Annotated in this window: 19 protein-coding genes and 2 pseudogenes; 12 read left to right on the top strand and 9 right to left on the bottom strand. The window is 60.3% G+C overall.

The window, feature by feature from the left end:
- Positions 1-13 precede the first annotated feature (13 nt).
- The 5 genes and pseudogenes from astA to BLW24_RS14675 all read right to left on the bottom strand — a co-directional run bounded on the left by astA (position 14) and on the right by BLW24_RS14675 (position 5945).
- Positions 14-1013, bottom strand: a pseudogene (astA, locus tag BLW24_RS14695) (arginine N-succinyltransferase).
- Positions 1014-1024: 11 nt separating this feature from the next.
- The gene (aruF, locus tag BLW24_RS14690; protein WP_090382898.1) at positions 1025-2041 is read right to left on the bottom strand and encodes an arginine/ornithine succinyltransferase subunit alpha; all 1017 of its coding nucleotides are present in this window, start codon (positions 2039-2041) and stop codon (positions 1025-1027) included.
- A 173-nt stretch (positions 2042-2214) separates the two neighbouring features.
- Positions 2215-3435: an aspartate aminotransferase family protein gene (locus tag BLW24_RS14685; RefSeq protein WP_090382893.1), complete on the bottom strand. Its 1221-nt coding sequence runs from the start codon at positions 3433-3435 to the stop codon at positions 2215-2217.
- 266 nt (positions 3436-3701) lie between these two features.
- Positions 3702-4904, bottom strand: a complete 1203-nt coding sequence (locus BLW24_RS14680; protein WP_090382887.1) for a patatin-like phospholipase family protein — start codon at positions 4902-4904, stop codon at positions 3702-3704.
- 114 nt (positions 4905-5018) lie between these two features.
- Positions 5019-5945, bottom strand: coding sequence for a lipid A biosynthesis lauroyl acyltransferase (locus tag BLW24_RS14675; RefSeq protein WP_090382882.1), 927 nt, complete (start codon positions 5943-5945; stop codon positions 5019-5021).
- A 157-nt stretch (positions 5946-6102) separates the two neighbouring features.
- Here BLW24_RS14675 and minC point away from each other — a divergent pair, with 157 nt between their 5' ends.
- The 5 genes from minC (at position 6103) to BLW24_RS14650 (ending at position 9396) form a co-directional block, all read left to right on the top strand.
- Positions 6103-6828: a septum site-determining protein MinC gene (minC, locus tag BLW24_RS14670; protein WP_090382879.1), complete on the top strand. Its 726-nt coding sequence runs from the start codon at positions 6103-6105 to the stop codon at positions 6826-6828.
- A 101-nt stretch (positions 6829-6929) separates the two neighbouring features.
- Entirely contained in the window at positions 6930-7745 is an 816-nt protein-coding gene (gene minD, locus BLW24_RS14665; RefSeq protein ID WP_090251774.1) for a septum site-determining protein MinD, read from the top strand.
- Positions 7742-7996, top strand: coding sequence for a cell division topological specificity factor MinE (gene minE / locus BLW24_RS14660; protein WP_025165363.1), 255 nt, complete (start codon positions 7742-7744; stop codon positions 7994-7996). Before minD ends, minE begins: the two co-directional genes overlap by 4 nt.
- Before the next feature lie 178 nt (positions 7997-8174).
- On the top strand, positions 8175-8810 hold the full coding sequence (locus BLW24_RS14655) for an RluA family pseudouridine synthase (protein ID WP_090382874.1): 636 nt from the start codon (positions 8175-8177) through the stop codon (positions 8808-8810).
- 64 nt (positions 8811-8874) lie between these two features.
- The gene (locus tag BLW24_RS14650; RefSeq protein WP_139272676.1) at positions 8875-9396 is read left to right on the top strand and encodes a class I SAM-dependent methyltransferase; all 522 of its coding nucleotides are present in this window, start codon (positions 8875-8877) and stop codon (positions 9394-9396) included.
- Between the two features lie 21 nt (positions 9397-9417).
- On the opposite strand, the gene BLW24_RS14645 is transcribed toward BLW24_RS14650, so the two are convergent.
- Positions 9418-11019: an ATP-binding protein gene (locus BLW24_RS14645; protein WP_090382871.1), complete on the bottom strand. Its 1602-nt coding sequence runs from the start codon at positions 11017-11019 to the stop codon at positions 9418-9420.
- 10 nt (positions 11020-11029) lie between these two features.
- Positions 11030-11752 (bottom strand): response regulator, encoded by a 723-nt coding sequence (locus BLW24_RS14640; protein ID WP_090382867.1) that lies wholly within the window; start codon positions 11750-11752, stop codon positions 11030-11032.
- A gap of 717 nt (positions 11753-12469) precedes the next feature.
- On the opposite strand from BLW24_RS14640, the gene BLW24_RS14635 reads away from it, so the two are divergent.
- The 5 genes from BLW24_RS14635 (at position 12470) to BLW24_RS14610 (ending at position 21315) form a co-directional block, all read left to right on the top strand.
- Positions 12470-15379, top strand: coding sequence for a ribonucleoside-diphosphate reductase subunit alpha (locus BLW24_RS14635; protein ID WP_090382862.1), 2910 nt, complete (start codon positions 12470-12472; stop codon positions 15377-15379).
- A gap of 398 nt (positions 15380-15777) precedes the next feature.
- Positions 15778-17028, top strand: coding sequence for a ribonucleotide-diphosphate reductase subunit beta (locus tag BLW24_RS14630; RefSeq protein ID WP_090382856.1), 1251 nt, complete (start codon positions 15778-15780; stop codon positions 17026-17028).
- Positions 17029-18039: 1011 nt separating this feature from the next.
- Positions 18040-18567 (top strand): hypothetical protein, encoded by a 528-nt coding sequence (locus tag BLW24_RS14620; RefSeq protein ID WP_090382845.1) that lies wholly within the window; start codon positions 18040-18042, stop codon positions 18565-18567.
- 325 nt (positions 18568-18892) lie between these two features.
- The gene (locus BLW24_RS14615) at positions 18893-19312 is read left to right on the top strand and encodes a hypothetical protein (RefSeq protein ID WP_244161167.1); all 420 of its coding nucleotides are present in this window, start codon (positions 18893-18895) and stop codon (positions 19310-19312) included.
- Between the two features lie 617 nt (positions 19313-19929).
- Complete coding sequence (locus tag BLW24_RS14610; RefSeq protein WP_090382841.1) at positions 19930-21315, top strand: FAD-binding oxidoreductase; 1386 nt, start codon at positions 19930-19932, stop codon at positions 21313-21315.
- 75 nt (positions 21316-21390) lie between these two features.
- Here the strand turns inward: BLW24_RS14610 and BLW24_RS14605 are convergent.
- A pseudogene (locus BLW24_RS14605) lies at positions 21391-22133 on the bottom strand (class I SAM-dependent DNA methyltransferase).
- 170 nt (positions 22134-22303) lie between these two features.
- Here BLW24_RS14605 and BLW24_RS14600 point away from each other — a divergent pair.
- Entirely contained in the window at positions 22304-22990 is a 687-nt protein-coding gene (locus BLW24_RS14600; protein WP_090382836.1) for a GNAT family N-acetyltransferase, read from the top strand.
- A 63-nt stretch (positions 22991-23053) separates the two neighbouring features.
- A complete protein-coding gene (locus tag BLW24_RS14595) occupies positions 23054-23455 on the top strand; it encodes an NUDIX hydrolase (RefSeq protein ID WP_090382831.1) in 402 nt (133 codons plus the stop codon).
- A 137-nt stretch (positions 23456-23592) separates the two neighbouring features.
- On the opposite strand, the gene BLW24_RS14590 is transcribed toward BLW24_RS14595, so the two are convergent.
- Positions 23593-24300, bottom strand: a complete 708-nt coding sequence (locus BLW24_RS14590; RefSeq protein ID WP_244161166.1) for a carbonic anhydrase — start codon at positions 24298-24300, stop codon at positions 23593-23595.
- Between the last annotated feature and the right edge of the window lie 102 nt (positions 24301-24402).

The following is a 24402-nucleotide window of genomic DNA, read 5'->3' as shown; positions in this document are numbered from 1 at the left end:
GGGAAAGCAGCCTTTAGCCGCGAGCAGAAACCGCGACCGCTCGCACCTGATCGCCCGCCGACAGCCGTAGACGCTTGGCGGTCTGCGCGTCGACCACCAGGGTGCCGGCGCTGCGGTAATCCGGCAGTCTTCGCGCTTGCGGTTGTGGATCAGAAACTGCGGGGCGTCATCACCTGGGGTGCCGACGGCCAACACCAGCACCTGACTGTCCTGCACGGCACGAATTTTCGCAGTTTCGGCCTCGATGGCCGGGCCGGCGTCAAAGATGTCGACATAGCCCTGGTAGCTGAACCCCTCGCCCTTGAGCATGGCCAGCGCCGGCTCGGTGTCCGGATGCACGCGACCAATGATGTTGCGCGCATCCTCCGAGAGGAAGCAGGTATAGAGCGGAAACTTGGGCATCAGCTCGGCAATAAAGGCCTTGTTGCCCACGCCGGTGAGGTAGTCGGCCTGGCAGAAATCCATCTTGAAGAAGTGCCGCCCCAGGCTTTCCCAGAACGGTGAACGGCCCTGCTCATCGGACATGCCGCGCATCTCGGCAATCACCTTGTCGCCGAACAGCTCACGGAATTCGGCAATAAACAGAAAGCGCGCCTTCGACAACAGCCGGCCATTCAGGCCACTGCGCTGGTCACTGCGCAAAAACAGCGAGCACAACTCGGAGTTGCCGGTCAGGTCGTTGGCCAGAAACAGCGTGGGCACCTGCCGGTGGATGTTCAGCTCCTGCGAGGCGCTGACGGTCAGACCGACCCGGTAGTTGTACCAGGGCTCGCGCAGGCCAACGGCGCCGGCGACGGCGGAGATACCGACCACCTCGCCGTTGTCGTCTTCGAGCACGAACAGGTAGTCGGCATCGGCACGCGCGGCTTCGCCACGGAAGGTTTTCTCGGCCCAGCCAACGCGGTGCGCCAGGCGCTCCTCATTGGCGGCAGCGTAGTCAAACCAGCGCCGGTACTGCGCGCCAGCTGAAACAGGGCCGGCAGATCGGCGCTGCGGACGGGACGAACGATCATGCGCTAACTCCTTAAACCGCAACCAGGCGTACGCTGACGCCCTCGCCGACGCCCAAGGCCTCGGCGGCCGCAACACTCAAGGTGACCGGCTTACCCGGCACCCAATCCAGCTCCGCAACAATCGCGCGGAAATCCTGCAGCTGGCCGTTGCTGACCAGGTACGGCCGCCCGCCTTTGCCAGGCTCGCCGATGCGCACCGGCACCACGCGGCTCTGGGCAATCGAGCGGATACCCGAGGTGCGCGCGTGCAGGGTCGGGCCGCCATCGAAGATGTCGATGTAATGGTCAGTCTCGAAACCTTCACGCATGAGGATGTCGAAGCTGATCTGCGCCCGCGGATGCACCTGACCCATGGCTTCTTGCGCCTCATCAGGCAACAGCGGCACGTAGATCGGGTAATGCGGCATCAACTCGGCGAGGAAGGTGCGGCTTTTCAGACCACACAGGCGCTCGGCCTCGGTGTAGTTCATATCGAAGAAGTTACGCCCCACGGCATCCCAGAACGGCGAATCACCGGCCTCGTCGCTGTAACCGACAATCTCCACCACCAGCGCATCGGCAAAGCGCTCCGGGTGGTTGGCGAGAAACAGCAGGCGACCGCGCGAATTGAGTTCCGACCAGGCGGTGTTCACCAGCGGCCGCTCGACGTAGAAGCTGGTCAGCAGGCTGTTACCGGTGAGGTCGTGGCACAGCGAGAGCACGTGGATCTTGTTATGGATCTTCAGCTCACGGGAGTTGTGCACAAAGGTTTCGTTACGGAAGCTGTAAAACGGCTCGGAGTAGCCGGCCGAAGCAACGATGCCGGAGCAACCAACCAGGCGGCCGCTCTCGCTGTCTTCGAGAACGAAGAAGTAGCTTTCTTCACCGTTGAAGCTGACTTCGGCGGAAAACGAGGCCTCCGAGGCAGCAATCTTTTCGCGCAGACGATCGGCATCGTCCGGCAGTGAAGTCACACCAACCGGGCTGTCCGCGGCGAGACGCTGCACTTCAGTGAGGTCGGCCATTTGCGCGGGGCGCATCACCAGCATGGTGCCACTCCTTTTGATAAAAGCTCCAAGCAGCCCAACGCGGACGGCTCAGAGAAAACCGCAACACAACTGCGGCACACACAGAGACAGGCTTCCTTGCTGTTAGCTCAACCCATCCGTGGGTCGAGCAAGCGCAGCCTGACCTGCCGTATAACGGCAGGCCAGGCCGGCAATCAGACTTGGGTCAGCTTGGCCACGGCACGCTCGAAACGCGCCAGACCCTCATCGATATCGTCGTCTTCCACCACCAGGCTTGGGGCGAAGCGCACCACATCCGGGCTGGCCTGCAGCACCATCACGCCTTCCACGGCAGCGGCGTCGAGAATCGCCTTGGCCTTGCCTTTCCAGGCATCGGACAACACAGCACCGATCAGCAGACCGAGACCACGTACTTCGCTGAACACGCCGTACTGCTGGCCGATCTGCTCCAGCTTGGTTTTGAAGTGCAGGTGCTTGGCCTTCACCCCTTTGAGTACTTCAGGGGTGTTGATGGTGTCGATCACCGCCTCACCCACCGCACAGGCCAGCGGGTTACCACCGTAAGTGGTGCCGTGGGTGCCGACTGCCAGGTGCTTGGCCAGCTCGCTAGTGGTAAGCATTGCGCCAATCGGGAAACCGCCGCCCAGGCTCTTGGCGCTGGAGAGAATGTCCGGGGTCACGCCGTAATGCTGATAGGCGAACAGCGCACCACTACGCCCCATGCCGCTCTGCACTTCGTCGAATACCAGCAACGCATTGTGCTTGTCGCATAGCTCGCGGGCCGCTTGCAGGTAAGCCAGGTCAGCCGGCAACACGCCGCCCTCACCCTGAATCGGCTCCAGAACCACGGCGCAGGTCTTGTTCGATACCGCGGCCTTCAGTGCCTCGATATCGTTATAAGGAATGTGGCTGATGCCCTGGATCTTCGGGCCGAAACCGTCGGAATACTTCGGCTGACCGCCAACGCTGACGGTAAACAGGGTGCGACCGTGGAAGCTGTTGGTCGCGGCGATGATTTCGCATTTGTCTTCGCCGAACTTATCGAAGGCTACGCGACGAGCCAGTTTGAAAGCGGCCTCGTTGGCTTCGGCACCAGAGTTACAGAAGAACACGCGGTCAGCGAAGGTGGCGTCGATCAGTTTCTTGGCCAGGCGCAGGGCCGGTTCGTTGGTGAACACGTTGGATACGTGCCAGAGGTTGCCGGCCTGCTCGGTGAGCGCCTTGACCAGCGCCGGATGGGCGTGGCCCAGCACGTTGACGGCAATACCACCGGCAAAGTCGATCAGCTCGCGACCGCTCTGATCCCACACGCGCGAACCGGCGCCACGTACTGGAATAAAGGCTGCGGGTGCGTAGTTGGGCACCATCACCTGGTCGAAATCGGCGCGTTGCACCGGGTCGTGCTGAACGGACATCTGAGCTCTCCTAACGAGGAACACCTGCATTCAATAGCAGGCGATGTGAAGGATTGTAGGGACTGATCCGGGGCCGGCATTGCCGCCATGCGACAACTTCTTATAGCGCCAACCCGAGGAAATCCGCTGCTTCGCAAATGCGACAGAAAGCATCGGGAAGGCGCAGTTTAAATGCAGCCACCCGCCTTGGCGCGGTTTTCTCGGCCACGCGGAAAAGGAATTCGGCCGCGCAGGCGGCCGGGATCAAACAAAAGGTGATGGCCTGGCTAAGCGGTTACCGGAATTACCGCCGGTACCGGCGGGCTGTCCAGGCAGAGAAACTCGATCAGGCGAGCTTTCTGCGTCATGGCGTCCTGATAACCCAGCTCAATCAGCTCGTTGCAGTAACCCGGCTCGAACAGCAGGTAACTCAGCACCCCTGCCCCGCTGGCTTTGGTTGCCCCTGGGCCACGCAAGAAAAGGCGCAGGGCCTTGGGCAGCTCATGGCGATGGCGCGCGGCGATCAGGTCCAGCGGCTGGCTGGGAGAAATCACCAGCACATCCACCGGCTTGAGGCCCAAGCCACGTGGATGGCTTTCGGCGGGAATCAACCTGCCCATCTGATTAAGCCGCTCAAGCAATTCGATATCGCTTTCCAGGCTGTCAATAAAGGTGCTGTTGAGCATATGCCCACAGATCTGCGCCAGGCTCGGCGGCCGGCTGTGCTGCGGCCGCACTACCGGCAGCTGAGCCTGCGGCCCGGCCGGATTGCCACTGACCCCAACCACCAGCACCCGCGTCGCACCCAAATGCAGAGCCGGGCTAATCGGCGCGGACTGACGCACCGCACCGTCGCCGAAGTATTCACGGTTGATCTTTACCGGCGGAAATATCAACGGAATCGAGGCACTGGCCAGCAGATGCTCGAGGGCCAGGCGGGTTGGCACACCGACCCGACGGTGGCGAAACCAGGGATCGATAGTGGCGCGGCCTTGATAGAAGGTCACCGCCTGACCGGTTTCATAACCGAATGCAGTCACCGCCACTGCGCGCAATTGGCGATGGCGCACGGCCGCGGCGATCCCACTGAAATCCAGCTCGCGCCCGAGCAGATCGGCCAGCGGCGAACTGTCGAGCAACGCCACCGGCACCTGGCTGCCCAGCCCGAGCAAGCTGTGGCCAATAAAGCGACTGGCCTGGCGCAACACGCCCGGCCAATCACTGCGGTATACCTGATGAGTATGAAAACCCTGCCAGACGCTAGTCAGCCGACGCACCGCCTCGGTGAAGTGCAACGCCCCGCAGGCCAGCCCCACCGCATTGATGGCACCAGCCGAAGTGCCGACGATAACCGGAAAGGGATTATGCGCGGCGTTGGGCAGCAAGTCGGCAATCGCCGACAACACGCCAACCTGATAGGCCGCCCGTGCGCCACCGCCGGAGAGAATCAGCCCGGTAACCGGCTTATTGGTTGAAGCAGTGTGCGGCATAGGCTGTTTCCTATTGTTTTTCAGCCAGTATAGGAGTCAGCCTGGCGCACACGGAACAGCCCAACGCCAAGAAACCTCACTTCAGCGCAACAACCCGCCAATTGGATGGCGGCTCTAACGTTTCTTCTTATAGAGCTTCGGCTCGCCTTCGGGCCGCGTCTTGAAGCGTCGGTGCGCCCATAGATACTGCTCGGGGCAGGCGCTGATAGCCTGTTCGATCCACTGATTGACGCGCAGACAGTCGGCCTCTTCGCTGTCGGTGGGGAAGTCCGCCAGCGGTGGATGAATCACCAGGCGATAGCCCTGGCCATCGAGCAAACGCTGCTGGGTAAAAGGAATCACCTGAGCACGCCCCATACGGGCGAACTTGCTGGTGGCGGTGACGGTAGCCGCAGGTACTCCGAACAGCGGCACAAATACACTGCGCTGGGCGCCGTAATCCTGATCCGGTGCATACCAGACCACCCCACCGGCGCGCAGCAGCTTGAGCATGCCGCGCACGTCATCACGACCAATCACCCCGAGCAGACGCTGCTCGCGACCGCGACGCTGCATGTAGTCGAACAGCGGATTCTTGTGCGGGCGGTACATGCCGTACATGTTCTGCGCCATACCGAGCAGGCCGCCGCCCATTTCCAGGGTGGTGAAATGCAGCGCCATAAGGATCACACCCTGGCCGTCGGCCTCGGCCTGACGCAGATGCTCCAGGCCTTCGATGCTGCCCAGGCGACGCAGGCGCTCGGCGGGCCACCACCAGGCGATAGCCATTTCAAAGAAGGTGATGCCGGTGGAGGCGAAGTTTTCCTTTAATAGCGCTTCGCGCTCGGCGGCGGGCATCTGCGGGAAACACAGTTCCAGATTGCGCGCGGCAATCTTGCGCCGCGAACTGGCCAGGCGATACATCACCCGACCCAGGCAGCGGCCCAGCCACAACAGCACCTTATAAGGCAGCTGGGCGACCAGCCACAGCAGGCCCAGGCCCAGCCACAACAGCCAAAAACGCGGATGCAGGAAATAAGTGCGAAATACTGGGCGATCCATAACACAGGTCCAAGGCACGCAATAAAGCGCGGCATTCTATCAGGAGTTTGTCCGCCGCCTGGTTTCGCGGCGCGAACTTGCGAGCGCGCGGCGTTCTCGCTATAAGTCCGGCTTACTTTTCCCCCAGTTCCTAAATAAGGGCCGTATCAGGCAGACCATGAGCCAAGCTGATCTCCTCGAGCAAGACCCCGTATTCCAGCTTAAAGGCAGCATGCTGGCCATCACCGTGATGCAGCTGGCGCACAACGACCTCGCCCGCCTCGACCAGCAGCTCAGCGAAAAAGTCGCCCAGGCCCCAGCCTTCTTCAGCAACACCCCGCTGGTACTGGCCCTGGACAAGCTGCCGGAAGGCGAAGGCGTACTGGATCTGGCCGAGCTGATGGCGGTCTGCCGCAAGCACGGCCTGCGTACCCTGGCGATCCGCGCCAACCGTGAAGCCGATATCGCCGCTGCCGAAGCGCTGGATTTACCCGTACTGCCACCCTCCGGCGCGCGTGAACGCTTGATCGACCTGCCCCCACCAAAGCCGGAAAAGCCCGCCGAACCGGAGTTCAAGCCGAGCAAAATCATCACCAGCCCAGTACGCGGCGGCCAACAGGTATATGCCCAGGGTGGCGACCTGATCGTCCTGACCCCGGTCAGCGCCGGCGCGGAACTTCTCGCCGACGGCAACATCCATGTTTACGCACCGATGCGCGGCCGGGCACTGGCCGGCATCAAGGGCAATCTCAAGGCGCGGATTTTCTGCCAGCAGATGGGCGCGGAACTGCTCTCCATCGCCGGCCAATACAAGGTGGCCGAAGACTTGCGCCGCGACCCACTCTGGGGCGAAGCGGTGCATGTCAGCCTGTCGGGTGACGTGTTGAACATCACCCGCCTTTAACGGATACTGCCGCCACTTTTCAAGGACACAGACAGGGCACCCGGAAGCCTGAGATAGGCCACGGAAACCTGCGTTTTTTCTACATTTTGGGGTGAATCACCTTGGCCAAGATCCTCGTTGTTACGTCCGGCAAAGGTGGCGTCGGTAAAACCACCACCAGCGCTGCCATCGGTACCGGCCTCGCCCTGCGCGGGCACAAGACTGTCATCGTCGATTTCGACGTCGGCCTGCGTAACCTTGACCTGATCATGGGCTGCGAACGCCGCGTGGTGTACGACTTCGTCAACGTGGTCAACGGCGAAGCGACCCTCACCCAGGCCCTGATCAAAGACAAGCGCCTGGAAAATCTCTACGTGCTGGCTGCCAGCCAGACCCGTGACAAGGACGCGCTGACTCAAGAAGGCGTCGAGAAAATCATCAACGAGCTGCGCGAAAACTTCGAATACGTGGTCTGCGACTCGCCGGCCGGTATCGAAAAAGGCGCGCACCTGGCCATGTATTTCGCCGATGAAGCGATTGTCGTGACCAACCCGGAAGTCTCCTCGGTTCGTGACTCGGACCGCATGCTCGGCCTGTTGGCGAGCAAATCGCGCCGCGCCGAGAAAGGCGAAGAGCCGATCAAGGAACACCTGCTGCTGACCCGCTACAACCCTGAGCGCGTGGTAAAAGGCGAAATGCTCGGCGTCGAAGACGTCGAGGAGATCCTCGCCATCCGCCTGCTCGGCGTGATCCCGGAGTCGCAAGCCGTACTCAAGGCCTCGAACCAGGGTGTGCCGGTGATCCTCGACGACCAGAGCGACGCTGGCCAGGCCTACAGCGACGCGGTTGACCGTCTGCTGGGCAAGGAAGTTGCACATCGATTCCTCGATGTGCAGAAGAAGGGATTCATGCAACGCCTGTTTGGAGGTCGTGAATGAACATTTTTGACTTCTTTCGTGAGCGCAAGAAAGAAACCACCGCGTCCATTGCGAAAGAGCGTCTGCAAATCATCGTCGCCCACGAGCGCGGCCAGCGCAGCCAGCCGGACTACCTGCCGGCCCTGCAGCAAGAGCTGGTCGAGGTGATCCGCAAGTACGTGAACATCGACTCGGATCAAGTACAGGTTGCTCTGGAAAACCAGGGCAGCTGTTCCATTCTGGAACTCAACATCACCCTGCCGGACCGTTAACCCGTATCCGCAGGCGAAACCTGAATAAAGTGGCGGCCCAAGGGCCGCCATTTTATTTCAGCCCGACACAGAACCTGTAGGAGCGAACTTGTCCGCGAAGCGCTTAACTCGCACCGATAAAGCCATCGCGGGCAAGCCCGCTCCTACACCAGCAGACCGACGCGCACTCAAGAAGCCCATGCCCCTCAGCCAAGTAGAAATTCTCCACCAGGACGCCGCCCTGCTGGTGATCAACAAGCCCACCCTGCTGCTCTCGGTGCCCGGCCGCGCCGAGGACAACCGCGATTGCCTGGTCACCCGCCTGCAGGAAAACGGCTACCCGGAAGCGCGCATCGTCCATCGCCTGGACTGGGAAACCTCGGGGATCATCGTCCTGGCCCGCGATGCCGACAGCCACCGCGAGCTGTCGCGGCAGTTCCACGACCGCGAAACCGAGAAGGCCTACACCGCACTGTGCTGGGGCCAACCCGAGCTGGACAGCGGCAGCATCGACCTGCCGCTGCGCTACGACCCGCCGACCAAGCCGCGCCACGTAGTCGACCATGAACAGGGCAAACATGCCCTGACCTACTGGAAGGTGCTGGAACGCCACGCCGAGCATTGCCGCGTCGAGCTGACGCCGATCACCGGTCGCTCGCACCAGCTGCGCGTGCACATGCTGTCTATCGGCCACCCGCTACTCGGCGACGGCCTGTACGCCCATGCACAAGCCCTGGCCGCCCACCCGCGCCTGTGCCTGCACGCCAGCATGCTCAGCCTGAACCACCCGCAAACAGGCGAACGCATGCGCTTCGAGTGCCCGGCACCGTTCTAAGGACAGACCGCGTGGATAAGAACCGTTTCTACGCCGCCACCCAGGGCCCCCTGCCCAACCCACCTTGCTGCGTGCCCTCGACTGCTGGCAGCAGCCCCCAGGCTTGGCGCTGGATCTTGGCTGCGGCGCAGGGCGCGACACCCTCGAACTACTGCGCCGCGGCTGGCAGGTTGTGGCGATTGATAATGAGCCCCAGGCCCTCGAATGCCTGCATGCGCAAGTACCGACCGAGCACCGGGAAGCGCTGGAATCCCATTGCGCCGCGTTTGAACACTTCAAGCTCCCCACTGCCAGCTTGATCAACAGCAGCTTCGCCCTACCGTTCTGCCCACCCGAGGCCTTCGCGCAGCTCTGGCAACGCATAAGCGACGCGCTTCGCGACGGCGGATTGTTTGCCGGGCACTTCTTTGGCGAGCACGATGACTGGGCCAACAGCCCACAACTGACCATTCACAGCCGCGCACACTTGCAGGACCTGCTGTACGGCTGGGAAATCATCGAACTGGAAGAGATCGACCGAAGCGGAAAAACCGCAGTCGGTCGCAGCAAACACTGGCATCTGTTTTCTGTAGTTGCCCGCCGCTGACCCATCGCCTCGCGCTGGTGGCTAGCCCTGCTTACGCGGCCAGATCAGACTAAAACAGGCGCCGCCCAGCGCTTCGCTGCGACTGATCTGCGCGCGGCCGCCGTGCCAGTAGGTAATCCGCCGCACGATGGAGAGGCCCAGGCCATGCCCGCCCGAGGCGCGCGTGCGACTGTCGTCCAGGCGCAGGAACGGCGTAAAGATGCGCTCCCAGGCCTCTTCCGGCACGCCGGGGCCATCGTCTTCGACATCCAGGCGGCAACGCTGCTGGCCCACCTGATAACTCACCCGCACCCGTGATTCGGCATGGCGCATGGCGTTGCTTACCAGATTCTGCAGAGCGCGATGCAGGTAGCGCAGCTCGGCTTCAACACCGGCGCCGCCGCCATCCAGGGCATCGCGTGAAGGGCCGTGCTCGACCCGCACACTGGCGCGCAGCGGCGCCAGCTCGGTGATCACCTGATCGATCAGCTCGCCCAGGTCGACCTGCTGGAAGTTCAGCGCCGGCGAGCCCTGCTCCAGGCGCGCGTAAGTGAGCATCTCGTCGACCAGCTTGTCGAGGTCCTGGATATCGCTGTCCATGCCCTCCATATATTTGCGCCGCGCCGCATCGGTTTCCGCGTCGCCAATCATTTCCAGGCCGAAGCGCAAGCGTGCCACCGGCGTGCGCAGCTCATGGGACACCGCACGGACCATCTCACGCTGAATACTCAAGGAGCGCTGCAGGTGCTCGGCCATGGCGTTGAAGGCAGCCGCCAAACGCCCCACCGAATCACTGCCGCGGGTTGGCACACGAGCATCCAGCCGACCGCTGGCGATGCGCGTGGCGGCGCCTTCCAGGTCGCTCAGGCGCTGCTCCAACGGCCGCACCAGCAGATAGACCATCAAACCGATCAGACTCAGGCCCAGCGCGCCGATCAACACCAGCCACTGCGCGGGGTACGGGTTCATCTGGTACAGCGGGCCGATTTCCAGCACCCAGGGCGTGTCGACGATGCCGGAGAACACATGAATGCTGTCGCCGCCCCGCCCCAGGGCCATCACCGTATCGCCCTCGTCCACGCGGCGGCGCTGATCAGGGTCGAGGTCGGCCTGATCGAGGCGCACCAGGCGCAAGTCGAAACCGAACTGTTTGTCCTTTTTCAAAGCGGCCAGCCGGCGCGGTTGTCCATCCCAGGGATAACGCACCAGTTCGTCGATCAGCAGGAAACTGGTAGCGCGGGCCAGCTGTTCGCTGACCTGCTGCACATCGGCGATCAGCAGCAACGGCTTCCCGTCCAACTGGCTAAAGATGCGCGCCTCGTGCGGACCGGTCTGCTGCACCAGCACCTGGCCGCGGCGCAGGCTATTGCGCGCGCCGCTGTCCAACCCAGCACTTTCCAGCGTCTCGACGCGCAGCGGAATACCGAGCAAGCGCCCCCACACCGTAACCGCGCGGCGCCGCTCGATATCCACCATGGGTGAGAGGTTATCGGCCATCAGGCGGAAGGTACCCTGAGCCAGGCGCTCACGGTATTGATCGACCCGCACTTCGTTGAGCAGCTGCAGCGCGCCGACACCGAGCAGCGCAACGAGCACCAGCACGGCGAGCATGCCGCCGTAGATGCGCAGGAAGATCGAGTTCATCGCAGTGAATTCATGTCAGCGCTTCAGCCGCTTCGGCAACAAACAGATAGCCCTTGCTGCGCACGGTCTTGATCAGCCGCGGATGCATCGGGTCGTCACCGATTTTCGGGCGGATGCGTGAAATGCGCACGTCGATGGAACGGTCCTGGCCGTCGTATTCGATGCCGCGCAATGCGTTGAAGATTTCCTCGCGCGCGAGAATTCGCCCGGCATTGGAAGTCAGCAGCCACAGCAGGTCGAATTCGGCACTGGTCAACTCGATACCCTGCTCACCCAGCCAGGCCTCACGCATGGCGCTGTCGATCACCAACGGGCCGAACTGCAGACGCCGGCGCTCGCCAGGAGCCTGGGCCTCACTGCCTTCATGGCGCCGCAGCAGCGCACGGATGCGCGCCAGCAACACACGCGGGCGCACCGGCTTGCAGACATAATCGTCCGCGCCCATTTCCAGGCCCAGCACCTGGTCCATATCGTCGGTACGCGCAGTGAGCATCAGGATCGGCCCCTCGTATTGCCCGCGCACCTTGCGGCAGATCGACAGGCCGTCTTCGCCGGGCAGCATCAGGTCGAGAATCACCAGATCAGGCTGCTCCTGCAGAATCCGCGCGGCGGCCTGCGCGCCATCCATCTCGATTGACACGTTGAGGCCGTTGCCCTGCAGGTACTCACGGGTCAACTCGGCCAAGCGCTGGTCGTCTTCGACAATAAGGATGTGCCACGACTGCTGCTCCACAACGGACTCCTGACAACATGAAAACGGCCGGCATTGTATCAATGCCCCGGGCACTGCATAGCGCATGCCATATTTCTGTAAAAACACTAGATGTAGTATCGACCTGAGAGATAGGCCACGTCTGGGTAAACCGTGGAAAAAGCCTGATCAACACCGACGAACGGTACACCCCAGCAAGCATGCGGGCTTGCCGCCAATCGCGCGGTTTAACCCACAATTCACCCACAAGTTATCCACAGGTTGTTCTTGCGCTATCGCCTTGCAATACCCCAGATAGCGCATTATCTTGTATGCCAATCGCGCGACACCCACCACATGCTGGGTTTAGCCTGGCAACCGGACACAAGAAGAATGACTCGCACACGGCCTGATCCCAGCCCGTCACCGGTCGCCTGAAAGACCTTTGCTATACGCCTGCTCTACCGCAGCAGGCCGCACTTCAGCGCAGCGCTCGGCGCGCCTGAAAAAGAATAAAGCGCCAACCGCACACGCGGTTGCACCACTAGATGTAGTAGTTGAGGCGCAAAAACGCCTTGACGTGTGACTTTTGAGCCAGGAGGGCGCTTTAGTCGTACCTTCCCTGCCCAATTTGCAAGTCCCCATGTGCCCAGCCTCAGGCTGGGCACATGGCATTGATGAAATGGAATGAACAAGCGTTCTTTGCAGGGATCGACAGTTAAAGCGTCCATCTAACAAATACAGAACATGGAGATCTTCATGCACACCGACACCTCCCGCGAGAACCCGCAGGCCAATGCGCCGCAGGCCACCGATGACAACCAGAGCCTGAACGCCACCGCGCCGGGTCAACTGCGTGTGATCAAGCGTAACGGCACCGTGGTGCCCTACACCGATGACAAGATCACCGTTGCCATCACCAAGGCCTTTCTCGCAGTTGAAGGCGGCACTGCAGCCGCTTCGTCGCGTATCCATGAAACTGTCGAGCGCCTGACCGAGCAGGTCACCGCCACCTTCAAGCGCCGCATGCCGTCCGGCGGCACCATCCATATCGAAGAAATCCAGGACCAGGTCGAACTGGCCCTGATGCGCGCCGGCGAGCAGAAAGTCGCCCGCGACTACGTGATCTACCGCGAAGCCCAGGCCAATAAGCGCAAGAACGCTAGCGCTGGTGAAGTTGCCCAGCCACACCCAAGCATTCGTGTCACCCACACCGACGGCAGCGTTGCGCCGCTGGACATGGGCCGCCTCAACACCATAGTCACCGAAGCCTGCGAAGGCCTGGCCGAAGTCGATGGTGCGCTGATCGAAAAAGAAACCCTGAAAAACCTCTACGACGGCGTAGCGCAGAGCGACGTCAGCACCGCTCTGGTGATGACCGCGCGCACCCTGGTCGAGCGTGAGCCGAACTACAGCTACGTCACCGCCCGCCTGCTGATGGACAACATCCGCGCCGAAGGCCTGGGCTTCCTCGGCGTGGCCACCAGCGCCACCCACCACGAAATGAGCGAGCTGTACGCCAAGGCGCTGCCGGCCTACATCGCCAAAGGTATCGAGTTCGAACTGCTGAACCCGGTGCTGGCCAGCTTCGACCTGGAAAAACTCGGCAAGGCGATCAACCACGAGCGCGATCAGCAGTTCACCTACCTGGGCCTGCAGACCCTCTACGACCGCTACTTCATCCACAAGGACGGCACCCGCTTCGAACTGCCGCAAGTATTCTTCATGCGCGTGGCCATGGGCCTGGCGATTGAAGAGAAGCAGAAAGAAGACCGCGCCATCGAGTTCTACAACCTGCTCTCAAGCTTCGACTACATGGCCTCGACGCCGACCCTGTTCAACGCCGGCACCCTGCGTCCACAGCTGTCGTCGTGCTACCTGACCACCGTGCCGGATGATCTGTCGGGCATCTACAACGCCATCCACGACAACGCCATGCTGTCCAAGTTTGCCGGCGGTCTGGGCAACGACTGGACCCCAGTACGTGCCCTGGGCGCCTACATCAAAGGCACCAACGGCAAGTCGCAAGGCGTTGTACCGTTCCTCAAAGTGGTCAACGACACCGCAGTAGCAGTTAACCAGGGCGGCAAGCGCAAGGGCGCGGTCTGCGCCTACCTGGAAACCTGGCACATGGACATCGAAGAGTTCATCGAGCTGCGCAAGAACACCGGTGACGACCGTCGCCGCACCCACGACATGAACACCGCAAACTGGATCCCGGACCTGTTCATGAAGCGCGTGTTCGACGATGGCCAGTGGACCCTGTTCAGCCCGTCCGAAGTGCCAGACCTGCACGACCTGACCGGTAAAGCCTTCGAAGAGCGCTACGAGTACTACGAAGCCCTGACCCAGTACGGCGGCAAGATCAAGCTGTTCAAGACCATCCAGGCCAAAGACCTGTGGCGCAAGATGCTCAGCATGCTGTTCGAAACCGGCCACCCATGGCTGACCTTCAAGGACCCATGCAACCTGCGCAGCCCGCAGCAGCACGTGGGCGTGGTACACAGCTCGAACCTGTGCACCGAGATCACTCTGAACACCAACGCCGACGAAATCGCCGTGTGCAACCTGGGTTCCGTCAACCTGCCGAACCACATCGTCGACGGCAAGCTGGACACCGCCAAGCTGGAAAAGACCATCAAGGTCGCTGTGCGCATGCTCGATAACGTTATCGACATCAACTACTACAGCGTGCCGCAGGCGAAGAACTCCAACTTCAAGCACCGCCCAGTGGGCCTCGGCATCATGGGCTTCCAGGACGCCCTGTACCTGCAACACATCCCGTACGGCTCCGACGCCGCCGTGGAATTTGCCGACAAGTCGATGGAAGCGGTCAGCTACTACGCCATCCAGGCCTCCTGTGACCTGGCCGACGAACGCGGCAGCTACTCCACCTTTGACGGTTCGCTGTGGAGCAAGGGCATCCTGCCGCTCGACTCGCAGCAGATCCTGATCGAGCAGCGCGGCCAGAAGTACATCGACGTTGACCTGAACGAAACCCTGGACTGGGCGCCAGTACGTGCCCGTGTACAGAAAGGCATCCGCAACTCGAACATCATGGCCATCGCCCCGACCGCGACCATCGCCAACATCACCGGCGTGTCGCAGTCGATCGAACCGACCTATCAGAACCTCTATGTGAAATCGAACCTCTCGGGCGAATTCACCGTGATCAACCCGTACCTGGTGCGCGACCTCAAAGCCCGCGGCCTGTGGGACTCGGTGATGATCAACGACCTCAAGTACTACGACGGTTCCGTGCAGCAGATCGAGCGCATCCCGCAGGAGTTGAAAGACCTCTACGCCACCGCGTTCGAAGTGGACACCAAGTGGATCGTCGACGCCGCCAGCCGCCGCCAGAAGTGGATCGACCAGGCTCAGTCGCTGAACCTGTACATCGCCGGCGCCTCGGGCAAGAAGCTCGACGTGACCTACCGCATGGCCTGGTACCGTGGCCTGAAAACCACCTACTACCTCCGTGCCCTGGCCGCCACCAGCACCGAGAAATCCACCATCAACACCGGCAAGCTCAACGCCGTGTCCAGTGGTGGCAACGATGGCCTGAGCGCAGCACCGGCCAAGGCCCCGGAAGTGGAAATGAGCGCAGGCCCAGCTCCAGTACCAAAGGCCTGTGCCATTGATGAACCAGACTGCGAAGCCTGCCAGTAAGGTGTTCGGCAGCGCGCGGATCTGAGCGGCATTCGCGGCGTTACCTGCCGGAGCGGCCCCCATCACGTACATGCGTACGCTCAGGGGCTCCACTCCAGCAGGTGCCTAGCGACTACTCGCTCAGCTTCACGCTCGAACGTCGGGCAAAAAGCAGAAGCAACACGGTCAGTCCCCTCTCCCGCTTGCGGGAGAGGGTTAGGGAGAGGGCAAAAGCTCTCCCACTTATTACCAACCCCCGCCCTACCCGGCGTGGGCTCCGGGGTAACGGCCAATCACTAGAGCCACCCCGACCAGCGGTACCCGTTTTGCCCTTGCGCGCTGTACGCAACGGAACACAATAAAGACTGTATATCCACACAGGTCGGTTATTTCACCGGCCCGCAAGCAGGAGCCAAGCCATGCTGAGCTGGGATGAATTTGACAAGGAAGACGGCGCCGACGCCGTTGTAGCCAACAAAGCCTCTGCCCAACTGGCAGACATGAGCATCGACAAACTCGACCAGGTGGGTGGTGCCGCCGCCGTTGAAGCCCGCGCCGTAGCCGCAGATGACAGCGACGCCGTAGCCCGCGCCAAAGCCTCGCTCGACCAACTCGACATCGCCGAAGGCCTGGCCGAGCTGGAAGGCACAGCCGCACGCGTAGCCGTCGACGAAAAACGCATGATCAACTGCCGCGCCGACCTCAACCAGCTCGTACCCTTCAAGTACGACTGGGCCTGGCAGAAATATCTGGATGGTTGCGCCAACCACTGGATGCCGCAGGAAGTGAACATGAACGCGGACATCGCGTTGTGGAAAACCCCGGACGGCCTGACCGACGACGAGCGCCGCATTGTTATGCGCAACCTCGGCTTCTTCTCCACCGCCGACAGCCTGGTTGCCAACAACCTCGCCCTGGCCGTGTACCGCCTGATCACCAACCCGGAGTGCCGCCAGTACATCCTGCGCCAGACCTTCGAAGAGGCAATCCACACCCACGCCTACCAGTACTGCATCGAATCGCTGGGCATGGATGAAGGCGCGATCTTCAACATGTACCACGAGATTCCATCAGTCGCGAAGAAAGCCAGCTGGGGCCTCAAGTACACCCGCTCGATCTCCGACCCGACCTTCAACACCGGCACCGTCGAGACCGACAAAGAACTGCTGCGCAACCTGATCGCCTACTACTGCGTACTGGAAGGCATCTTCTTCTATTGCGGCTTCACCCAGATCCTCTCCATGGGTCGCCGCAACAAGATGACCGGCGTGGCCGAGCAGTTCCAGTACATCCTGCGTGACGAGTCCATGCACTTGAACTTCGGCATCGACGTGATCAACCAGATCAAGATCGAAAACCCGCACCTGTGGGATGCCCAGCTCAAAGACGAAGCCACCCAGATGATTCTCCAGGGCACCCAGCTGGAAATCGAATACGCACGCGACACCATGCCGCGCGGCGTACTGGGCATGAACGCGGCGATGATGGAGGACTACCTCAAATTTATCGCCAACCGTCGTTTGACTCAGATCGGTTTGAAGGAAGAGTACCCAGGTACCACTAACCCGTTCCCATGGATGTCGGAAATCATGGACCTGAAGAAGGAGAAGAACTTCTTCGAGACGCGGGTTATTGAGTATCAGACTGGTGGGGCGTTGAGCTGGGATTGAGCGAGGAAGTAAGAAGAAAGCCGCTGACTGGGGGATAAGTTTCGACGCTAGCCCCCCAGCCAGCGAACCCCTCGGTAGAACGAGGGACGGCGCGAATTCTATCGAGATTTCCGCAAGAGATGTACAACCGTTTGGCTTTTCCGACGTTTGTCACCTCATCTCCGTCTCTTTTCTACCGTTCTAAAACAGCCTGTATGGAGAAAATCCCATGGCAAACGGTATGAAGCCCGGTCAAAACACCGGAAAAAGTGGCGGTATTTTTCAGGAGCACGGTCCCCGTGGTGGAGCGAAAGATAATTTCGCGACAGTAGCTGATAACAAGCCGCTCCCACCAACCACCCGCCCGGGAAACGTTTGGACGCCTGTCCACACCACTCCCGATAGTTCTCGAAAATGATGAGATAGGAGAAGCACTATGTTCTTTGGGATTTTCCTTGTACTCGCTGGTGTGCTTGGTCTTGCCGAAGCATCAGGACTTGTTGGAGCTGAGGTTCGCTGGGGCATGCCTCTAGCGGTGATCTGCTTTGGAGGCTCTGTGTTCTGGGATGCTTACAAGGCCCGGAAAACCGCTTAACGCGGGCATGAAGCCCCCATAGGGAAACTTATGGGGGCTTTTTATGCACAAATTTCTAAATATCCCCACGCCCCTGATAAAGGGACAGATTTATTTTATATGTCCCCCTCTTCTACTGGTTTCGGCTTTACGCCGAGTCACTTTCTCTTTACTCGCTGCGCTCGCCCTTCAGCGAGTAGCCCGGACAACCACCACAACGGTGGATGGATAGAGCGCCATCCACCCTACGCCATGCCCGGCGTAGGGTGGACAACGCGAAGCTTGTCCACCATGGTTCAACGACCCAACCGCTCACGGATGAGCCACCATGCCCAACTACCGCCGCGCCCGTGTACCGGGGGCCGCGGGCGAAAATACGAAAAAGGGGACAGATTTATTTTTCGCGTCAAACGCAACCCTTGAAAATTAACTAAATGGATTGATTAGAGGGAATTTTGATGATGAACCTTCGCTGGCTAGCCATTGCAGTGCTGCTTACTTTCTCCTCAGGCTGCTCTAACTATCAGTACAAAACATATATGGGTAACGTCGATGATCCGGCGATCAAAATCCTCGATTTGTCCGGCGGTAGCGCCGATGCGCCAGTGATCCATTTTGACACCATGCAATACCGCGATTTAGGGATTCCCTTTCACCGCTTGCTGCTGGCAGTTCAAGTTGACGGCAAACGTTTACCCCATGCCGGTCGACACTCTTTACTGAATTTTTCAGGCTATCAGGCCGTTCGCCTAGCGCCTGGTAAGCACACGATTGAATGGTGCTGGATATCCATGAATAAGCTGGGTACCGGTGGCGGCGTGTGTGGCTTCGGCGCTACCGGCATTGAACTTGAGGCAGGTAAGCGCTATCTCGCCACATGGTCTGCGGCTACCAGCATCAAGGGGCCACCTCAGAGGGAACAGATGGAAATCAAGGTCTCATCCTTTGTACTCGACCGTGACAGCGGGCTGCAGGTATATCCCTAGCAGCAGGGAAATGCGAAAAAAGTACATATTTACCCCTCATTTCGAATTATTTATTCGTGTATATAGTCATATAACCGGCTCTGCGGTGAACTTTAAATTCATTAAAGGAAATAACTATGCGCGTAATCATTTTGTTGAGCTTATGCCTGGGCCTTGTAGCCTGTAGCACCAACCCGCAGCGGCTATACAGGAACAAGTCATCAACGCCACCACGCCGCTGGCTAAATCACCTGCCGAGGCCCTTCGCAATGCCTCCGCTGAGCCCATGCAGATCGCGCCTGGTTGGCGCCCGAAACAGTGGCAAATCACCGCACAGGAACCCCGAATGCTGCTAGACGGCGTTCCGTCGAACTACAGGGTATTTTCGGTTGATCTAAAAGCCGGTAAACCCTTTCTAATTAAGGTGAACTCCTGGTGCGTAAACAGCCGCCTCGGTTTCAGCAAGTACGTACTGGCTCCCTATCTGATCATGCTTGACGACGAGTCAAAGGTTGTTGGCCAAGGCTTCGGCCAGATGCGAGGCATAGTAGGCGTTATCGATCAGGATCTAGCTGGCCAGGTCGATCGCGACGGCACCTACTACCTAATCGTCGCGGCAGATAACCGCAACCCAGGAGAGTTGGTGGTGATCGATAACGTCATGGTGGTTGGTACCAGCGTACCGGCCAACGCGCCACGAATCCAAGTCGGAATGGGCAGCTACCCCTTCGGTAGCGTTGCCCCCTATCTGGTCGAGCCGCAATAGCGAGTACTCCGCTTCGCTACGTTTCGGCCTCCTGACGGGGTTCGGGGACCGCGTTGTTTGGACGATTTGTGGAAAACAGAGCGAAAGTCAAAAGTCAAAAAATCAATTACAAGAACCCGCTCACACGTAAAGCACAGCTACTGACTTAGAATCACGCCGCGCTAAACGCGCGCCCAGCAACAAGAATTTTCCCCGCCAAAATTTATTTCGAGCAAGTAGCCCGGACAACCCCGCAATGGTGGATGGATAAAGCGTCATCCACCCTACGCGCGGCATCCGTAGGGTGGACAACGCGAAGCTTGTCCACCTTGATGACCACCACTGACAACGCTTTTGCTTTTCAACCCGCAAGCACACAGACGACACAAAACTCGCCATCAGGGGGCCGAAGCGCAGCGATCCAAGCATTACCAGAGAACAAAACCGAAACAGTGTATGTACGCAAGGCTAAACAAGAGCACCGTGGTCAAGCTTTCCTACATATTCAATTAGCACTCGCAGGATTGGCTAAGGAACAATAGAGGACAACCCACCCTTGATAACGTCTATTTGAGCACCTAAGCGAAACTCTAAGCTGCTCAGATTATTCGTTTATCTACCGCGAACAAGGAAGCTCCATGCGCATAGTCCCCATCCTTATCTTGCTCCTCTGCCAGTCCGCACACGCCGCCCAAACCGTCAACGACATCAGCGGCATGAATCCCATCGAGGTGGCGCAGGTACTGGCGCCAACTGAGTTGGAGCAAGTCGTCGATGCCGTGCGCGGGCATCCTGGTCCCATTGCCATTGGCGGCGGGCGCTTCAGCATGGGTGGGCAGACCGCCACCGAACACGCACTACAAGTCGACATGCGGCGCTTCAATCGAGTGGTGGAATTTTCCGCAGAGCGCCGGGAAATTCGTGTGCAGACCGGTATCACCTGGCGCGAAGTGCTCGACTACATCGACCCCCACGGCCTTTCACCACAGATCATGCAGTCCTACGCCAATTTCACCGTTGGCGGCGCCCTCAGCGTCAACGCCCATGGCCGCTATGTCGGCCAGGGTCCGCTAGTACTCGGGGTGCGCTCATTGCGCCTGGTGCTGGCCGACGGCCAAGTCGTGGAAGCCAGCCCGACGCACAACAGCGAACTGTTCTATGGCGCTATCGGCGGCTATGGCGGGCTCGGCGTTATCGTTGAAGCCACACTGCCGCTGGTGGAGAACAGCAAGTTGGTACGCCAAACGCAACTGATGCCATTGAGCGAATATGCGCAGTTCTTCGCCACTCAGGTACGCGGCAACCCGGATATGGTGATGCATAACGGCATCCTTTATACCGACGATTACGACAGTGTCCGTGCGGTGTCCTACCTTCGTACGGATGCACCGCTGACAGTCGCAGAACGCCTGGTGCCGAACGACCGCGACTACAAAGCAAAGCGTGCCGCGCTGGCAGTGGCCAGCAGCAAGGGCGGCGCGAAAATGCGTGAAAACCTGGTCGACCCGCTGCTGCTCAACAGCCCCCAGGTGCAATGGCGCAACCACGAAGCAAGCCTGGATGTGCGCGAGCTGCAACCCATTTCCGGATCCGACTACAGCTATGTACTACAGGAGTATTTCGTCCCCGAAGCCCAACTGCAGCGCTTTGTAGTGGGGATGAAAGATGTGCTTAAACAGCACAAGGTCAAAATCGCCAACATCTCCATCCGCCATGCCAAAGCCGACCCTGGCACCTTACTGGCCTGGGCGCGCGGCGACACTTTCGCCCTGGTGCTCTACTACCGCCAAGGCGTTTCACCCAGTGAACGCGCCATTGTCACTGACTGGACGCGACAACTGATCGACCTGGTCATTGCCCATCAAGGCAGCTATTACCTGCCCTATCAAATCCACGCCAGCCGCGAACAATTTCTCGCAGCCTACCCTCGCGCCAAAGAATTTTTCGCCTTGAAAAAGCGCGTAGACCCAACCAATAAATTCCGTAACAAACTATGGGATGCGTACTACCGTCAGGCCGAGTAGCCCTCGTTATATAAGCCTTCGGCTTTGTAGGATGGGCAACGCAAAGCTTGCCCACCGGCGCTGTGGATCGACCCGCTAAATCTTTACGCAGGCAAAAATCGCATTCCCCGAAAGCCCATCCCACGGGATAAGTTTCTGGTAGTCATGCTCAAACACATGCACCGCAAAGTACGGTTGCAACAGCGCCTGCAGCTCAATAAAGCCCACCGCCACCATCGGGTGCTCGTCGTGCCACACTAGGGTGTGCTCGGCCGTGGTTTTTTCAATCTGCAGCCGCAGCACCTGCGTCTCGCCCTCGCCGGCGTAATGCCAGCCGGAGCTGAAGGTGAAGTGGTCGTCCGCGTAGTGGGCGCTATGCGCGGCAAACAGGCTGTTATCGATTTTGCCCTTGTCGACCACGTTGAAGCAGAACAGCCCATCGACTGCGAGCGCGGCATGGACACTGGCGATACAGGCTTTCAGCCGCTCGATACCGCCGCTGTAATGAATGGAATAGAGAAAGCAGGTGATCAGATCCTGCGGCTCACTCACGGTGAAACCGCACATGTCCTGCAAGGCAAAGTGCGCCGCGGGCAGCGTACGGCGGCCTTGTCCAGCATCGGTTGGTTAATGTCGAGCCCGCTGCTGATATAGCCGGCATCGATAAGATGCCGCACATGCGGCCCCGTGCCACAGGCCAGATCGAGGTGGCGGCTGCCGGCGTTGCCGAACAACTGCTGCAGCCGGTGGATACAGTGGCTTTGCGCCTGGTAGTCGATATCCGCGCACATCAGGTCGTAATAATCAGACAGGTCGGTGTAGAGAGCATTAACGGACATGGTGACCTGATGATGGGCGGGCGGCTTGCGCGGGCACGCATCATAGCCCAAGCGTGGTCGCCCTCGGTCAGATCCCGCTCACTGACTCGTGGCCGGGATCAAACCCACAGGCGTTACAATGCCGCCCACGCCGACAGCCCAATCGCGCACGCCCCGGAGCCAGACTGACGATGTTCACCCTTGTACACCTGGACACCCCACCACCCGAATCCCTGAACAGCCAGGTGCTGCAGATGGTGGTGGACTACCTCAGCGACATCAGCCCGGTGTCGCTGACGCCGAGCAACCCACTGTATCAGCTGTACCAGTACGTGATCGGCTATGAAATGCACCTGTACCTGCGCGCCATGGACAGTACGCAACCAAGCAGCGCACGCCTGATCCTCGCCCTGAGTGATCAGGACCCGTCCCAGGTGCTGGGCTTTGCCCTGTATCTGCCGGCCCAGGATGCTCCCGAGGCTTGCACCCTGGCCTATATGGCCGTGCAGGCCAGCCAGCGCCGCCACGGGATTGCCCGCGCCATGCTGCAGCAGATGACCAGCCACCACCCTCACGCCGAACTGGCCTGCGTGGCGGGTAAGGTCGCCATCTTCGAGGCCATGGGCTTTCAGGTACTGGCCGCGCGCGGGCCGCAGGTGCTGATGAGCACCCGTGACCACAGCTCCGACGGCATGCTGGCGGTGCAGGACCTGGCGCCGATTTTCCAGTCCACGGAAGTCCGGCAGATTCACGCTTACCTGCTCAAGCAGCACGGCAAGCGGGCCATGAGCGATGCGGAGAAGCAGCGCGACCGCCTGCTCGACCAGATGGCCCAGCAAGCGCAGGCGCTGGTACGCGAACGGCTGACCGTGCATTGAGCCCAGCATGACAGCCGCCACAGAGCAACCGCGCTGAGCGCGCCACATACAAGTGAAACGCCGATGACCATTCTGACTATTTCCGCCGCCTGCCTACTCGACGATGCCGGTCGCCTGCTGCTGGTACGTAAACGCGACACCCAGGCCTTTATGCTGCCGGGCGGCAAGGCCGAGCCGGGTGAGGACGCCATCAGCGCGTTGACCCGCGAGCTGCAGGAAGAACTCAACCTCAGCCTGCCAGCCAGCGCCCTGCAACCGCTCGGCCAGTTCCGCGCGGCAGCAGCCAACGAGGCGAACACCTGGATCGACGCCAGCGTGTTTCAGGCCCATCTGCCGTACAGCGTCAGCGCCGCCGCCGAGTTGGAAGAACTGCGCTGGCTCGCACAAGGCGAGGTGCCACCGGCAAACCTAGCGCCGCTGCTACGCGAACATGTGCTGTCCCGGCTATGGCCAGTGGTTGAATAAATTCAAGACGGGTTTAACCAGACCACCGCAGCAAAGGGGCGGCGTGGACTCAAACCGATCACCGCGCCCCATTTAGCCTCATCGACAACGCCGGGCAGTGCTCAACAACCCGCCAGGCGCGCAGCCACTTGCTCCGCTTATTCCAGCACCGTGCGGGCATTGACCGCTTGCACTGGGCGGTTGTTGGGGTGATGGATCGCCTGCAGGAACTGCTCGATCTGCGCTTTGGATGCCGAAATCGGCTGCTTCATCACCAGCCAACGCACGCCCTCGGAGCAAGGCGGCGTGGTCAATGAACCATTGAAGCGGTAGTAATCGCGATGTTCAGGCAGGACCTCCAGCGGGGAGATGTCCGAACTCAGGTCGCGCTTTTCGCCTTGTTGCGGCATCTGCGCCCAGGCGTTTGCAAGCGCCTTGTTGGCTTGCCCCTCGGTCACCATGACCGCGACGACGGCCAGGTTGCCATGCTTGTCGGCGTGTACCAGGTGCCCTTCCATGGGGAAGGATTGCCCCTTGATCAGGTTTTCGCTCGGCACGTGAAAGTGAAACTGTTTCAGTTCGAACTCGATGCCGTCGACGATGATGGCGCTCCCCGCCCGAGCGTTTACCTGAACGGTGTGGCCATTGTTGAGAATTTCGGCGCTGCCGGCGTTATAGGCAAAGACGATGGGCTCCAGCCGGGCATCGATAAACCCGCTCAGGTTGATGGGTGACTGATTGCTCCCGGCACACGCGCCGTACTCCGGGCTGAGCCTGGCCCAGTTCTCCGGCCCCTTGGCACCGCTATAGCCCCAGGCGGCACCCTCACTGCAGAACGCCATGCCTGACGACAACAACAAACCCACTGCAACCAATGCTCTTTTCATACGCTGCCTCTTGAATACCCTGCTGACGGAATCAACACGATAGATCACCAGGCCGGCGCTTGGGTTCGGTCACTTGAGCGC

Origin of the sequence: Pseudomonas anguilliseptica (assembly GCF_900105355.1) — a bacterium.
Classification (GTDB): Bacteria; Pseudomonadota; Gammaproteobacteria; order Pseudomonadales; family Pseudomonadaceae; genus Aquipseudomonas; species Aquipseudomonas anguilliseptica.
This window is presented reverse-complemented; position numbering and strand designations above follow the sequence as displayed.

Excerpts from the sequence above, each read along its gene's own strand:
- BLW24_RS14630 (WP_090382856.1), top strand. The coding sequence starts at position 15,778 with ATGCTGAGCTGGGATGAATTTGACAAGGAAGACGGCGCCGACGCCGTT.
- BLW24_RS14675 (WP_090382882.1), bottom strand. The coding sequence starts at position 5,945 with ATGGATCGCCCAGTATTTCGCACTTATTTCCTGCATCCGCGTTTTTGG.
- aruF (WP_090382898.1), bottom strand. The coding sequence starts at position 2,041 with ATGCTGGTGATGCGCCCCGCGCAAATGGCCGACCTCACTGAAGTGCAG.
- BLW24_RS14680 (WP_090382887.1), bottom strand. The coding sequence starts at position 4,904 with ATGCCGCACACTGCTTCAACCAATAAGCCGGTTACCGGGCTGATTCTC.
- BLW24_RS14595 (WP_090382831.1), top strand. The coding sequence starts at position 23,054 with ATGACCATTCTGACTATTTCCGCCGCCTGCCTACTCGACGATGCCGGT.
- BLW24_RS14685 (WP_090382893.1), bottom strand. The coding sequence starts at position 3,435 with ATGTCCGTTCAGCACGACCCGGTGCAACGCGCCGATTTCGACCAGGTG.
- BLW24_RS14645 (WP_090382871.1), bottom strand. The coding sequence starts at position 11,019 with ATGAACTCGATCTTCCTGCGCATCTACGGCGGCATGCTCGCCGTGCTG.
- BLW24_RS14600 (WP_090382836.1), top strand. The coding sequence starts at position 22,304 with ATGTTCACCCTTGTACACCTGGACACCCCACCACCCGAATCCCTGAAC.
- minC (WP_090382879.1), top strand. The coding sequence starts at position 6,103 with ATGAGCCAAGCTGATCTCCTCGAGCAAGACCCCGTATTCCAGCTTAAA.
- BLW24_RS14655 (WP_090382874.1), top strand. The coding sequence starts at position 8,175 with ATGCCCCTCAGCCAAGTAGAAATTCTCCACCAGGACGCCGCCCTGCTG.
- BLW24_RS14635 (WP_090382862.1), top strand. The coding sequence starts at position 12,470 with ATGCACACCGACACCTCCCGCGAGAACCCGCAGGCCAATGCGCCGCAG.
- minE (WP_025165363.1), top strand. The coding sequence starts at position 7,742 with ATGAACATTTTTGACTTCTTTCGTGAGCGCAAGAAAGAAACCACCGCG.
- BLW24_RS14610 (WP_090382841.1), top strand. The coding sequence starts at position 19,930 with ATGCGCATAGTCCCCATCCTTATCTTGCTCCTCTGCCAGTCCGCACAC.
- BLW24_RS14620 (WP_090382845.1), top strand. The coding sequence starts at position 18,040 with ATGATGAACCTTCGCTGGCTAGCCATTGCAGTGCTGCTTACTTTCTCC.
- BLW24_RS14615 (WP_244161167.1), top strand. The coding sequence starts at position 18,893 with ATGCTGCTAGACGGCGTTCCGTCGAACTACAGGGTATTTTCGGTTGAT.